15 protein-coding genes are annotated in these 14,501 nt (G+C 38.7%); 9 read left to right on the forward strand and 6 right to left on the reverse strand.

The window, feature by feature from the left end:
• Nucleotides 1–66: 66 nt before the first annotated feature.
• Together cca and thpR are read right to left on the reverse strand one after the other, a co-directional pair.
• On the reverse strand, nt 67–1,422 hold the full coding sequence (cca, locus tag DYY65_RS02020; protein WP_162476319.1) for a CCA tRNA nucleotidyltransferase: 1,356 nt from the start codon (nt 1,420–1,422) through the stop codon (nt 67–69).
• Entirely contained in the window at nt 1,419–1,973 is a 555-nt protein-coding gene (gene thpR, locus DYY65_RS02025; protein WP_162476320.1) for an RNA 2',3'-cyclic phosphodiesterase, read from the reverse strand. The genes cca and thpR overlap by 4 nt, the downstream gene beginning before the upstream one ends.
• Nucleotides 1,974–2,127: 154 nt before the next feature.
• On the opposite strand from thpR, the gene DYY65_RS02030 reads away from it, so the two are divergent.
• From DYY65_RS02030 to DYY65_RS02060, 7 genes are all read left to right on the forward strand, one after another.
• On the forward strand, nt 2,128–2,817 hold the full coding sequence (locus tag DYY65_RS02030; protein WP_201449264.1) for a nucleoside monophosphate kinase: 690 nt from the start codon (nt 2,128–2,130) through the stop codon (nt 2,815–2,817).
• Nucleotides 2,818–2,855: 38 nt separating this feature from the next.
• The gene (locus DYY65_RS02035; protein ID WP_162476321.1) at nt 2,856–3,215 is read left to right on the forward strand and encodes an RNA-binding domain-containing protein; all 360 of its coding nucleotides are present in this window, start codon (nt 2,856–2,858) and stop codon (nt 3,213–3,215) included.
• Between the two features lie 1,152 nt (nt 3,216–4,367).
• Nucleotides 4,368–5,033: a transcription elongation factor Spt5 gene (locus DYY65_RS02040; protein ID WP_162476322.1), complete on the forward strand. Its 666-nt coding sequence runs from the start codon at nt 4,368–4,370 to the stop codon at nt 5,031–5,033.
• Between the two features lie 115 nt (nt 5,034–5,148).
• Nucleotides 5,149–5,631 carry a 50S ribosomal protein L11 gene (locus DYY65_RS02045; protein WP_162476323.1) on the forward strand — a complete coding sequence of 161 codons (483 nt, stop codon included), beginning with the start codon at nt 5,149–5,151 and terminating at the stop codon, nt 5,629–5,631.
• 171 nt (nt 5,632–5,802) lie between these two features.
• On the forward strand, nt 5,803–7,461 hold the full coding sequence (gene thsB / locus DYY65_RS02050; RefSeq protein WP_162476324.1) for a thermosome subunit beta: 1,659 nt from the start codon (nt 5,803–5,805) through the stop codon (nt 7,459–7,461).
• A gap of 537 nt (nt 7,462–7,998) precedes the next feature.
• The gene (locus tag DYY65_RS02055; RefSeq protein WP_162476325.1) at nt 7,999–8,337 is read left to right on the forward strand and encodes a hypothetical protein; all 339 of its coding nucleotides are present in this window, start codon (nt 7,999–8,001) and stop codon (nt 8,335–8,337) included.
• Nucleotides 8,338–9,030: 693 nt separating this feature from the next.
• Complete coding sequence (locus DYY65_RS02060; RefSeq protein ID WP_162476326.1) at nt 9,031–9,408, forward strand: hypothetical protein; 378 nt, start codon at nt 9,031–9,033, stop codon at nt 9,406–9,408.
• 194 nt (nt 9,409–9,602) lie between these two features.
• Here the strand turns inward: DYY65_RS02060 and DYY65_RS02065 are convergent, their stop codons facing one another.
• A complete protein-coding gene (locus DYY65_RS02065; RefSeq protein WP_162476327.1) occupies nt 9,603–10,214 on the reverse strand; it encodes a hypothetical protein in 612 nt (203 codons plus the stop codon).
• A 676-nt stretch (nt 10,215–10,890) separates the two neighbouring features.
• Between DYY65_RS02065 and DYY65_RS12125 the strand changes: the two genes are divergently transcribed.
• Nucleotides 10,891–11,046, forward strand: a complete 156-nt coding sequence (locus DYY65_RS12125) for a hypothetical protein (protein ID WP_201449262.1) — start codon at nt 10,891–10,893, stop codon at nt 11,044–11,046.
• Between the two features lie 176 nt (nt 11,047–11,222).
• On the opposite strand, the gene DYY65_RS02070 is transcribed toward DYY65_RS12125, so the two are convergent.
• Nucleotides 11,223–11,492, reverse strand: coding sequence for an Lrp/AsnC ligand binding domain-containing protein (locus DYY65_RS02070; RefSeq protein ID WP_162476328.1), 270 nt, complete (start codon nt 11,490–11,492; stop codon nt 11,223–11,225).
• 145 nt (nt 11,493–11,637) lie between these two features.
• Here DYY65_RS02070 and DYY65_RS02075 point away from each other — a divergent pair, with 145 nt between their 5' ends.
• Entirely contained in the window at nt 11,638–12,351 is a 714-nt protein-coding gene (locus tag DYY65_RS02075) for a cyclase family protein (RefSeq protein WP_162476329.1), read from the forward strand.
• 260 nt (nt 12,352–12,611) lie between these two features.
• Here the strand turns inward: DYY65_RS02075 and DYY65_RS02080 are convergent, their stop codons facing one another.
• Together DYY65_RS02080 and DYY65_RS02085 are read right to left on the reverse strand one after the other, a co-directional pair.
• Nucleotides 12,612–13,004, reverse strand: a complete 393-nt coding sequence (locus DYY65_RS02080) for a hypothetical protein (protein WP_162476330.1) — start codon at nt 13,002–13,004, stop codon at nt 12,612–12,614.
• Nucleotides 13,005–13,387: 383 nt separating this feature from the next.
• The gene (locus DYY65_RS02085; protein WP_162476331.1) at nt 13,388–13,996 is read right to left on the reverse strand and encodes a hypothetical protein; all 609 of its coding nucleotides are present in this window, start codon (nt 13,994–13,996) and stop codon (nt 13,388–13,390) included.
• Nucleotides 13,997–14,501: the final 505 nt, after the last annotated feature.

Genomic DNA, 14,501 nt, shown 5'->3' on the forward strand with positions numbered 1-14,501 from the left:
TGTGTATTGATTTCCCTTGGATAAGAAAGGATAGGGATGAGCTCCACACTGCCTATTTCGATTTTTCTATAACAGGCCTTGATCGGAGGTGAGAAGGTCGGCGACAGCCTCCATTACTATATCAGATGTCTTTAAATCATTACCGGAGTAAATGTGAAATGATTTACGAATGTCTTCGATCAGTCCCTTCGTGATGCCAATGCTGTTTATTTTGCAAGTTAACAAATATTTCAAGAACTCGATGGCATCTGTCCTCCTTCTTCTCATTACACTTCTGACTCTCATGTCATTGTCTACCCATGACATAAGCAACTCTTTTCGATTTTCTGACATAAATTTGTCAGTTTCCTTTTTCATAAGAACTTTTGGTCCGCTTTTTTGGGCATATGTGGGCAAAGTAATTGATTCTAGTAAAAAGCCAAACGCAGCGCTTCCCTTTTCATCGGTAACACACGTGATCCGGATTACCTTAAAAGCAGCAAGCTCCAATTGTTTCGAGATGGCTATCATGCTTTTCTTTAGTTGCCCTCGAAGTACATCAGGGCTACGATTTTCATATTTGAATTCGAGCACTAGTAGATTACCATGAAGCTGCCAATATTTTTTGATGGTTTTTTTGCTCTTGCAGAAGAAATCAAACGATGGCTTCGCCAAAAATGATCTGGCAGATAGTATAAGCTTCCCCAAAGTCACAGCAGAAATTGCTGCACCGAGATTTCGTTTGTGGTCAATAGGATCAATTATTATAAGAGGGGTTGTAAAATTCAATTTATTTTCATTGTGATTATGAAGTGAGATGACATTGTCGTTCGGCCCCATGCTAGATATAACGTTCAGTACCTCTTTACAAGAGCCATATTTCAAGATCAGAATTTCCGTCACGTAGCCACTAAGGCCTCCGGTTGCAATATCTGCGCCATAGGTTCCCGTTGATTTCAGAAACTTCTTTAGTAGCCGTACATTGTTCCTTTTCTCGTCGTCTAGGTGATCATTCATGTATTCTGTATGGAAAGGCGACCTATCAGCCGCACTTTTCCATTCACCTATTGCCACATCGTAACATGGAACCACATTAACTCTAACTCCCTCAATAACTGCTTCGACGTAAGGATGATCAGAAAAGCGAACATACGGATCAAACCCCCTAAGAGACTCCCAGCCTATGATCTCGCCGAGTTCCCTGAACTGCTCATCAGCAACTGATTTATCAAACTTAACAAATATGTCTATATCTACGTCATCAGTGATCCATGTTCCTTTAGCGAATGATCCACCTATAATAACATCAACAACCTTTGGAGTGATTCTTTGTTTGACGCGCTTTGTGGTCTCATTTGCTATCTTTGTTAATTTTTTTACGTCATCAACAGAAGGTTGTACTTGTCTTAGAGCCTCTAAAATGATTGAATCAACGTTATTCATGTAGCGTGCACCGTAAAGATATTGGTATACGTAGGCCCAGAGGAAGAAAGTTCACTTCGCTTGAAATGAACTCTATCAATTGTATCGTGCGCAATGGCTTTGTCGTAATATTTACTGATTACCTCAGGTCTCAGCTGTAAGGGCATGACTTTGGCTCGGAATATTGTAAGATGAGGTTCAAAAGGTCTATCCGGACTTATTTTGATTCTTGACAATCCTGAGACTATTTGCTGAGCGAGATTAACCATCGCACGCTTTCCATTTTCATCAACACCAACCCAAATAACTCTCGCATGCCCTGGATGCGGGAAAGCACCAATTCCTCGTAACACTAGATTTAGTGGTTTGAATTTTATGTCAGAAAGTATCATCTGTACTCTGTCAGAGGTCTCAAGCCCGACATTTCCTAAGAAGATAAGAGTAAAGTGGAGGTTCTGGCTTCTTACTGGCATAAAATGTCCTGATAACCATTTTGTTTCCGCAACCAAATCCTGTTGCAGCTTTTCAACGGCATCCGTGCTTGATAACTCAACTGCAATAAAGGCCCTCAAAGTAACCCCACCAGTCAGGTTATTTTTCGCATATTTTTACATTATCTACAGAAATTGGCAAATAAATAGATTTCAAAGTGTTGATGCATATTTAAATCCCAAAGAGCGAATATTTAATAAATTCCTTAATCCGACAGTTTTGTACGTCGCAGACATGGCAGAACGGTATGGCAAAAAGTATAAGAAAAAGATTAAAATTGAAGGCCAAAGTCATCTGAACGAAAATAAAGAGTTAGTTCTCATAGTATGCCTTACTGGGATGCCTGGTTCTGGCAAATCCACAGTAGCCAAATTTTTGGAGGAATATGGTTTATTCCTAGTTACGATGGGTGATGTAGTACGTGAAGAGGCGAAACAAAGTCACATAGAACTTACTGACACTAATTTGGGCAATCTAATGGTGAAAATGAGGGATGATAGTGGCCCAGGAGCAATTGCCCATTTGATAAAGGGGAAAATTGAAAGAATCAAAATGAAATTTAAAACCAATAATTTTGTAGTAGATGGAATACGAAGCTTATCAGAAGTTGAGATACTAAGAACCGCTGGATCAGTTAGATTACTTTCTATTCATGCTTCTACTAAGATAAGATTTGAACATCTAAAGAGAAGGGCTAGGGATGACGCACCATTGACAATTGAGGATTTTGATAACCGTGACAAACGTGAGCTCTCAGTGGGCATAAGTGAAGCAATTGCATTATCTGATGAGGTGCTCTCAAATAACAGCTTGACGATTAGTGAGCTGAAGCGAATATCTATTGGTATAGTTGCGCAATGGGTCAAACTACACTACAGTAACCGCAAAAAATACACATCTAAAGCTGGGGGAACGCACCACTGAAAAAGCCTCCTATTACATCTACTGTTGAGATAAAGATTGTGGCCTCGGTTAAACCATCTGAGTCCTCTGAGAAAGTTACAATAGCCATAGCTAACATGATCGATTGTTCGCCCGAGTTCAGATATGGAAGCATGGTTGTTGGCAAATCCTATAATACAGAGTCATTACGTACAATTTATGAGCAGGTTAGGTCAAGATCTGCCATGGGAGTTCTAAGGCGAGTCTTAAACTATAATCGATTAGGAAATACCACGCACTTCTTACTAAACAAGCAAGCTGCTTATGCTGGCACTGTTGTGGTAATCGACGACGAGCAAGAATCCCCTCTCGGTCCAATTAGGGTAACGCTAAACTGTCTTGAGATGGATTGCATTATTGAATGGTTAGTACCTATATGACTTAAGTATGCTGGCCGTGGATTCCATGGGATCGTTCTTCAGATTACGATGTGAGGTCCTTCTTGTTCGATCTAGCTTAAATTCTATAATTTTAAACTAAATACGGCTCTTCGAGAATCAGATTTAGAATATTGTTGTTAGGACAACTATGAAAGATGTCTTCATTTCTGAGACAGATAGGAACCTCCTTCTCACCAAGCCCTTAAATCAGGATTTTTGAAACCATTTGAGCAGATAATATGGAGAATGACAGCAATAAACAGATAAAGCCAATAATTTGACATTTAAGATGTGCATAATTTGCCGTCATAATATCCCAATAATATCAATTCTGATTGAAAACCATTTTTGAAGTTCAATTAAACTAGAGATGTAGTTATGTATATAATACGACAGCCAGTGTTAATCGACAAATGCACTAGTCTCAATATTATCCATACAGGTAAGACCTCTGACACCACAGGTTGAATCCAACATTTGAGCTGTAATTGACGTTCAGTGGTACAAATAATCCCTACTAATGTAGCACATCCTACTACTTGTTCTGACTCTTTTCCAGACAACGTAAACTCAATCAGTTAACATTATCTCAATTCAGGTGGGAGTGGAAATATTGAATTCCCTGTTGCTGAGGCTAGTCATGTCAAAAGATTAGTTCAATTAAAGAGGGCTGTACTCAATGGAAACCAGAGGCTATGGGCCAAATGATCAACCCCTTGACTTGTTTTATACGATTAGCCGGTGGACAATAGTACTGATAATATCAAATCTCTACAGATCATTTAAAGCGCTACTAAACCACTGTTACGAATTTGCCCTTCGGTTAATATAACATTAAATAATATGACACATTGGCCCACCATTTACGCATGCGCTATTCCTGGATACTATCTATTCATCCAAGGACTTTATATAAAAGGACTAATTATTACTGCTTTTATGATTTTAGCGTCTCGCTCAGGTTTAATAGCTTTTTCTTGCCCTTCTATTTTCTTTGCGATATAAAGTATCCGGCTGCTAGGTTGTTACACTCTTTACGAAATAAAGTCTCATCTTGGTGTACGATTACCACCAAACCATTGTCCGATTGTAAAATTACATGAAGTAAATTTATTAAATCCGAAATACTAATTTTCATTTAGTTGAAAAATTATGGCCCGGAGTCTTAGAGGGAATGAAGATCTTGAGAGAGATGATGACCTTGATGATTACTCTGACGAGAATTTAGATAGGAAACCTTCAAAGGATGAATTGAATTCGCCTTCACCATATTCTCAACAAGCCTCTTCTGCTCAATCTGGTGATGAAGACGAGGTCTCGACTTCAGGATCAGCGAATAAGCAAGATAACCAAGGGTCTGAACCAAGAACTAATTTAGACTCAAAGTTCTTCGCTGTAAGGACTGCAGGTGGACAAGAGAACATAGTGGCAAATATCATACAGAATAGAATTAATGCGAAAAAAATTGGGATTCATTCGATCCTCATACTTGACAATTTTAAGGGTTACATTATTGTGGAGGCGCCCGATTCAAATATTGCTTATGAAGCTTTAGCGGGAGTTCGTCATGTCAGAGGCCAGATTCGTGGAGAATTACCTTTCAAAGATATAGAAGGCTACCTCGTCAAGAAGCCTGTAGTGTCCGATCTTGGTATTGATGACACGGTAGAAATTATTGGTGGGCCCTTTAAAGCCATGAAAGCAAAAATTACCAGGGTGGACTATGAAAAGCAGGAAGCGACAGTGGTGTTACTTGATTCTCCATACCAGATACCAGTGACGGTGGATGCAAATTATTTGAAAAAGGTAACGCACTAAGTACGATCTTTGCAGGAAGCTTTTTAGAGATGTTGAATCGCCAGTCACCCTAAGCACTTAGAACCTTCAGCATATACGACTGACGTTTATATTTCAGTTCTAATTTTGTCAAACTATGGCAGATACAAAAACCATTTCTGCATTAGTTAACGGGGGTGAAGCAAGTGCAGGTCCACCGCTAGGCCCTGCTTTGGGTCCCATCGGTGTGAACATATTACAAGTTGTAAATACAATCAATGAGAAAACTAAGGATTTTCCAGGGATGAAGGTCCCTGTAAAAATTGAGGTTGACACATCCACAAAGAAATTCAACGTAGAAGTGGGAATTCCTCCGACCGCTGCATTGGTATTAAAGGAATCAGGAGCATCCAAGGGTTCAGGGACTGCCGGTACGGATCATTCTGGGAATATACCCATGGAAACTGCGATTAAAATAGCCAAGATGAAGATTGAGAGTTCGTATGCAAGCAATTTGCTTGGAGCAGTAAAAGAGGTGATAGGAACCTGTCTTAGTATTGGGATGAGGGTTGAAGACAAACCTGCAAAAGAATTGTATGCAGAGCTAGCAAGCGGAAAGTATGATGAATTATTAAAATGACCTACACCACATGTAACTTGTAACCAGTCTTAGATTCACGCTTGAGATTCAACTACATATTGGTAACTAAAGATTCTTGGCTTTTCTCAAAGAAATGCAGTAGCGAAGTTTGAGTAAGTTTAAAATATCCCAAATTGTGCCATAATTTACAAATTTTAGAGGAATATGGATATGGCTACAGTTCAACAAGGATCAGCTGGTGGAATGCCAGTACTAATTTTGAAGGAAGGAGCGACTCAGACAAAAGGCAGAGACGCCCAAAAAAATAACATCACCGCTGCTAAGTTAATTGCAGAAGTGGTGAGGACAAGCCTCGGTCCGAGAGGAATGGACAAAATGTTAGTCGATACCCTCGGTGACGTGACGATTACAAACGACGGCGCCACAATTTTGAAGGAGATTGATGTACAGCACCCTGCCGCCAAGATGATGGTTGAGATAAGCAAGGCAACAGATAACGAGGTAGGAGACGGTACTTCCTCTGTGGTAATATTAGCTGGTGCCTTGATAGAAAGGGCCGAAGAGCTCATCGGAAAAGACGTTCATCCAACCATCATTGTTGATGGCTATCGGAAGAGCGCTTTGAAAGCGATAGAGACGCTCAACAGCATGGGTATGAAGATTAGAGATAATGAAAAAGAAGATTTGATAAAAATAGCGAAGACATCTATGCAAACCAAGCTTGTGTCAAGGGAATCCGCACAAATAGCAGAGCTAGTTGTTAATGCCTGCTTACAAGTTTCTGACAAAGCAGATTCGGTATCAAAGATAGACATCGATGACATCAAAGTAGAGAAAAAGGCTGGTGGCTCATTGCATGATACTAAATTGATTAAAGGAATTGTTCTAGATAAAGAGGTGGTCCATGGAGGAATGCCAAAGAGGATTGAAAGAGCAAAAATAGCTCTCATTAACTCTGCTCTCGAGATAGAAAAGACGGAGTTTGATGCAAAGATAAACATTAGTTCGCCGGATCAGATGAATTTGTTTTTGGAAGAAGAGAACAAAATGCTCAAGAATATGGTAGACAAGATAACAGCAACCGGTGCTAATGTAATTGTTTGCCAGAAGGGAATAGACGATATTGCTCAACATTACCTTGCCAAAGCAGAGATCTTGGCAGTTAGAAGAGCCAAGGAGAGTGACATGTCAAAGTTGGCCAAAGCAACAGGTGCTCGCGTGGTGAGCAATCTTGATGACTTGACATCGAGGGATTTGGGCTCTGCGGATCTAGTAGAAGAACGGAAGATTGAAACAGACAAATGGGTTTTTGTCGAGGGTTGCAAGAACCCAAAAGCTGTAACTTTACTTATTAGAGGTGGATCTCAAAGAGTTGTTGATGAGGCAGACAGATCAGTTCATGACGCACTAATGGTCATAAAAGATGTTTTGGAAAGACCAGTTATAGTTGCGGGAGGCGGTTCGCCGGAGGCATACACTGCAGCAAAGTTAAGAGATTGGGTAAGTACCTTGACCGGTAGGGAACAATTGGCTGCAGAAAAATTTGCAGAATCCTTAGAAGTAATTCCATTGACGCTGGCTGAAAACGCTGGCATGGATCCAATTGACACTCTCACTGATTTACGATCAAAGCAAAGTAAAGGTTCAAAGTGGACAGGAATAGACGTAAGAAACGGCAAAATTGCAGATATTTCTAAGTTGGAAGTTTTCGAACCACTCGTAGTGAAGGAGCAAATCATTAAATCCGCGACTGAAGTTGCATCGATGATTCTAAGAATCGACGACGTAATAGCCTCAGGCAAATCTGGCGGCCCGCCAGGAGGCGGAGGTATGCCACCTGGAGGAATGGGCGGCATGGGTGACATGTAAGACTGGATTCAAACTGAGCAAATCTTTAATCCACCATTTTTGATTGGATACTATTATTTTTTCCGAATAGTATAGTCCTGATTGACTGTTTATCTATTCATCGCCTTTGAAATGAATAGTTTTAACTAGATAGTTAACTTTGGTAAAATGAATAGACCACTGGAATGCTAGGCTCAGGTGAAGGTATCACCGACCCCTGCACGAGTCTTTTTACGCTGAGTTGTCATCGAATAAAGATATTTAATTTATGATTAGAAATACTTCTTTTGATTGGATAATTTGTTATAAATATGTGAACACAGGAGGATTTCAGATTCCCACCTATTAATCTGATCTAAAGGAACTATCAACTAAAAGTGCTTAATACCGGGCAGCTATAATAGAATATGAGTGAAGGGAAGATGTACAGCTTTCGTGGTGAATCTAACAATCTAGTATAGACCAACTGTGACATATGAAAATTGCTTGGCAAAATTATTTAGCCAATTCTCACAATTGCCAGCAAACCTTTTTATAGAAATATTCTGCGGGTAGGTTATGTTTCCACACATCAATATAGGTCAATCAGCTCTTATTGTTGCTGTCGTCTACATAATAGTATTTTTCCTGCTTGGATCAGGTGTCTTCAATTCAATTATAGAAGGACCAAACCAAGGATCAACTACCTTCATTGTCCCATCTAGATCTGTTCAGACGATAGGGGAAACTATCGTGACAACAATGATTCTGTTTATAGGGATGGCAGGAACCTTTCTCTTATACAGATCCGGAAAAACTGCAAATCCAAAAACGCAGGGAGGTTTGTTGGCAGCAGGCTTCACTATTATAGGTATAGCATTAATACTTGGCTTCAGATTAGTAAATATTAAGGCCTAACTACATCAAGTCACTCAACGATAATACATCAGTCTTGACACTTATTGCTTAACAATCTTCATACCAGAAACAGCTAGGCAAGAGCATGGCGATCAGACCTAATGGCCCAAAGCGAGAGAATTTGGTGATGGAAGTCATCCATGGGCTTGATGGTTTCATCAGCCTGAGATCAGTGGGGACTCGGAGCCTTTAGCTAACGTGACTATTACTAACAAGAGGGTATAAGCTGTAATAAGATACCCGAGATTGCAAAGACAACATCAGAATATCAACGGGATAGTTCGCCAGATCCAGAGATATCACCCAAAGAGGCATCATAGAGTTATCTGACTTCCCCAGGTACGAATATTGGAATCGCCAGTCAAGCTTCAATTGGAATAGTCGAAATGACTTCTTAGAAGGGGAGACAGGCGGACTAATAATATTTGTTGGGTAGCCAACCCTTGTTAGAACGTTTTTATGCGAGTTCACCTGAGGACGATCTGTGCGAGTCATGTTTTTATTTCACCTGAAACTGACAGCTGCTGTTGGGCTGAGTTGCACCTGAGATCTTAATTTGATCTGAGGACTTGTTAAGAATTGGAATTGTTCCAGCAGAAATTAAAGTATCTGTGATTTTTGTAATAAAATCTCAAAAGTTATAGCAGCCAATTAGAAAAACATAAAATGTTGTACGTATAAATGATATTCATAATGAGACACACTTATCTCTTCGCTGCTATTGGAGGAGCAGCTGTAATTATCACAATATTCTTGTTGTTTTCTGTTTTTGCAGTAGCAACACAGGACTATGCAGTAAGTGTCGATCCAATCAAGGATAATCAATATCTTTTTAACACGGCAAGAGTAACAGTAGCAAATACTGGAAGACTTCCCTTGACGAATATCGTGGTTAATTATGGTAATAACTCTGCCGATAAATTGGCCATATTGTCGCCTGGGGACAGGGTGCTTCTATCGCCACCGGATAATTCATCGCTCAAGTCAGTGACTGTAACTGCGGATCACGGGATAGCAGTCACTAAAGATTATCGGACACCTTTGAAAATTCCTGGCATGATGGGATCATAAAAATATTAAGCATAGAAAGAATTAGAAATTAAAATATAGTTTCGATGTGTTGATTTTGATCTTCGATGGCATAAATGAAGCCTAAGCTGGTCCTGATTGAAGTAATTTGTTTATAAGTTATCTGTTCTATTTCACTCTCCTTTAGCACACTGGAACAATGAAAAACTACTTTAAAAAATAAGTAAATACAACAATTAGAGCTTTATTCCATAATCATTAAAGATAAGCGTCTCTTTAGGTCTACTAGGGTGTTCTGTTATTCTTAGAGACAGGTCACTTTCGTTAATCATTTCCACAAAGAATGTAACAATGCTTTTCCTTCCCAGAAGTCTATTACTGGCAGGTATCTGGATCCAGTTTACATGTTTCTTATAACGAAGCATACTAGTCGCTAAGATTGGAACATGCGATTCCGAACCAAGCTTAACAAGCAACATGAGAAATACTGATAGCAAATGATTGACACTACTAAGCCCATGTCCAGTCTCGATACTGATTTTATCGTAATATAGGTTAAAAAAGGAATTTAAAGAATCAACAATGACAAGAGCGGATTCTGACATCGAGTCTAAAACGTGACTCAGTATTGATTCGAAACTGCCTATAACTGGCATATAGATGCGAAGGTTTTTGTGAATATCTTCCATGGTCTGAGTAGCGAATATATCTTTGTTTTCGACTGGAACAAAGATCAACTCTCTTAGTATCAATCCGCCTTTTACAAAAGCGCTGAAAGTACTATCCAAATCTATGTAAACCACTCTTTTTACCGGATCAGGAGTTTGGATATGGTCTCGAGTCTGCATATGTAGGCAACAATTACTAACAAGTGTTGAAGTGCAACAAAGTTTTGCATAAGGGTCATTAAAAATAAGAGCATTCAATCCCTTCGGACTTAGAATTTCGAATACATTACCCATAAATCACATTATTACTATAGGCAAGGTATTTAATGTAATATAATTAATGTAACATAAAAATAATATTCTGACTAATAATCAAACAGGGCTATCAACTACAATGCATTTAGTGACTTAGGACCTGTAGATATATTCACGCAGTGTTGACAACGTCCTGGATCTCATTCCTGATAGTATATTATCAGAAGAATGAGTCAAAGTCCATGAAATAAAGATCCATGGGTCAAAGAATGAAGAGCTCAAAACATCGGTATAGTTGTTCTTTCAGGTTACGGTGTACTGGATCCTAAATCACAAGCCTGAACAGTGACAGATCGCATGCTATTAGATATTACGAATTAGGAAATGAGATAAGGACTCCGATATAATGACAGGTTTAGGACAGGTAAACGAGAATGAATGAAAGCAAAATAGTAATTTCCCAACTGAATTACAGATGAATCAAGAATAATAGCTAAAGACACACGAGTAGGCCACAGCGTTTCCGAGTTGATACCAAATATCATACAGTTCTAGTACTAACATAGCTTCACAATCAACACATTAAAGCCCAAAAAAGAGAATGAGTATTATTAATAATACCGAAGTAAAACATGATAGACCGAAAATTTTTATCTACCTAGGCTATAAGAAGGTCAGAAGTAGTGTGGATAGAAAGATTCTTTGTTTGGATGGCTCAAGAGATTTACACGAATGCAGGCACGATATGAGAGATTAGCACCAGCCCATAAATCTAGGATTTATTCAATGTGGCTGTATAATGGTACTAATGAGACCTTTCAGATTAATTCATAATTGTCTTGTGAAAAGTATTATGCACGGTAGATTTGATTGAAGTTGATTATAGTGAAATTGACAGAGGCTATTTTGATATTAAGAGCCGCTTAATTAGTGCTAGAAGTCAAGTTTCTGTCTTTTGCCTTTGTCCCCTTGGCCCTCAATGACGATCATTGTTAAGGTTGACCTTACTTTGTCGATTCTTCTTACATGCCATGTAATAGTTTCTCGCAGCTTGTCCATAGTATCGGATTTGATCTTCAGGATTATATCATAAACTCCATACACACCGCTCACTTCAATAACCTCAGTTAATTTTTTCAATTCCCTTAATATCTCCTCCTCAGAGCCAAGGTCGCAGTTAATTAAGACATATGCTGTTGGCATCTATTATAGTAATTTCACAGCAGTTATTAAACTCTTTTCAAACTTCCTAAACGCCGTTTGTGATTCGAAGATAACTATGCTATTTTATTAAATTTTGGAATGTCTATTAGATAGAATTCTAGCACTACGAATATGTCGTATAGATATGAAAGAAGTGGCGGTAAAATTAATAATCATACCGAATGTATCGAATGTTGTGCAGGTTATCGATCTTACACTTGAAATATCATCAAGGAGCAGAGTTTTTCCTGGATATCCCCAGCCCACGTTTATCAAATGGTCAAAATTTGATGTGCACGGCTATGACTCTGAGGTAGTGTTTCTAAGTACCCATACTGGAACTCATATTGACTCTCCTTCTCATTTTTGCCCCAAGGGTAAAAGCATCAATCAGATCAACGCTGATAGGTTTGTTTGCAAGAATGCTCTATTGTTGCGAATTACAAAAGGACCAAATGAAAGTATCACTCGTCGGGACATCTTGGACGCCGGCCTTAATATCAAGCCCAACGATACCTTAGTAATTGATACAGGCTGGCAAAAAGCTTACACAAATGGGGATAGAAAAATGGACGAAGGTTACGTTATTAACAACCCTGGTCTTGGAGAAGATGCATCACAGTTTCTTCTCGAGAAAAAAATAAATGCCGTCGCCATAGATACTCCCAGTATAGATTTAGGTGAAGATGGTGTACTTACGTCTCATAAGCAACTATTGTCGAATGATATTCTGGTAATTGAGAACTTATGTAATCTAGAAAAAATAGATATTGGAAGTCCATTTACTTTTGTGTTTACTCCTCTCAAACTGAAGGGTGCAACAGGCTCACCTTTACGTGCAATCGCAATCTTAGAATGATTTTAAGATCGTGCTATCGATTGTATATGCGTGGATTCATCTGATTTCGAGTTTAAGTAATGCTACAAAAAGTAGAGAATTAATTGCCCGATAGTATTCTGAATTAGATTTGTTCCTTAATAGCCATGAGAAGACATAAACAAATGGAATTGGCTGTTGCATTTTTGTCGACTGGGATTAAGCAGTCGGAGTTTGGAGATAATTGGTACCAACCAATTTACAGGAGCATAGCCAATGTTAATCCCATCTTACGGATCCAACTATAATTTCCGAACTAACCTGAAAATCCCTAACCCTAGTATAATATAGCCTACGATGACTATAGCCAGAAATGATGCTTGAATTGCAGGAAGTCCACCTTTGGCCATTGATGCCGCTCCTAGTACTGACGTTCCGGTTATAGCTCCGCCCGCTATTAACAAATAGGTGGTGATCTTTGACTTCTGGCCAAAACCCACGCCGAAAGAAGCGAAGAATAAGATGATTGAAGAGGCTCCGAATAACATACCACGTAATGCTGCACTTAATGGCAAGAAGCCTTGTTTCCCTTGCCCTACAGCAGCATCAGCGATGTAAATTAGAACTAGGGCTAAGGCGACTATCACTAGCGCCTCAGAGATTTTCCGTCTTTGAAGATGTTTTTGAGGATACATTCTGACAGCTTCATATACTGTCCCCCTTTATTTATCGTAGCATGAATGCATTTTGGTTATTTCATTTTCGTTGGCAACTGTAAAGGTGTGACCATTTGAAGACTTTACAAGGACAAGTTTGAGACAAATCTCGATTGGTACATGATGATAATTCTAATTGTGAATTACAGATACTCTGAAATTTTTCAAATCTCGATTGGGTTTAGAAAAAGTTCTGGTTGTATTTCATGTCATGAGCAAATATATCGTAATTTAACATTGATAATCAAGAATTTCAATATTACAGCATGCTAGGGCTAATCCATTCTCCGTTTAGCTCTCTCCATGAACCATACAGCGTATTTCAGGCTTCAATTGGCTGAACTGTGTATACGATATAGGTTTCATACATTGCCAAATTTGCCTCCGGAGATGAACCAATAAGGCATCATCCAGTATTCCCTAAACAACATTGTAGTGTAGTCGTTAAAATCTCTGCATATTTTAAGCCAATTGTACAGCGTTTTTTGCCAAAATGTAACCATACTGAGTATGGAGTCACGATAATCAGTTCTTTGTAGCTCAAAAAAAGAATCCCGTTCTCTTGATTCATTTACAGAGAAAATTGTTTGCTGAATTAAAGCAAGATACTCCTGTGCATTTGAATTTGAGAAAATTACGGGTCGAAAACTTCTAGATTCGAAACTAGGCTGCTCCTTTATTCTGACGACAGAAACTGCCTTCTTGTAATCGTCATCAAAAGTATTTTGTGTCTCTGATGATATTCTAGAATGATGAAAATTCTCAAATTCGTCGGATGATGTATTTCCGACTAAGGCTGTTATAGATGATTCTTGTTCATTTCGAAAACCTTCTTTTTTGTGCTTATCTAAATTTGGTTGCTTTTTGGCACCAGTGATTACACTAATCTCTTTATCCTGCGTGGTCGCATCATCAACGTTGGTCGCATTTCTATGAGTTTTGGTGCGTGCTCTCCGTTTCCTTTCTGTCAAACCAGTATGCAGCAGGCCAATCAGCAGTTATATAAGTTATTGTTTGAATTTAGTTACACATACACTGATAATTAGTTAAGCCTCTGGTCTTTCAATCATGTAGTTCTCTTGTATTTTATCTACCAGTTTAGCTATACAAGGTGTTTAATTGCATTTTGTTGTATGTGTTCACTTAAAATAAATAGTAAGAACAAGAAAGTATGAGTATATACATTAGCGTACTATTAGAGCCCGTAATTGATACCAAAATTAGTACCACTTCGTCGCTAATGCATGATTGCGAAACCAAACATGTTGGTGCTACACCCAATTGAGGACGACAATTACTGATAATTCAAGATCTTCATAGGTACATTATCTATCTATCTATTGGGTCAGTGTTGATAGGAAGTTAGGTATTGGAGAAGAGTTTCTTGAACACATTACTGATTAAGCATTACTTTGTTCTGCTCTATGATTGGTAATACTTTTCTTTCAATTATAGTTTTAGGTTCTGAATCTATAT

This window comes from Nitrososphaera sp. AFS (assembly GCF_009898475.1).
GTDB lineage: Archaea > Thermoproteota > Nitrososphaeria > Nitrososphaerales > Nitrososphaeraceae > Nitrosopolaris.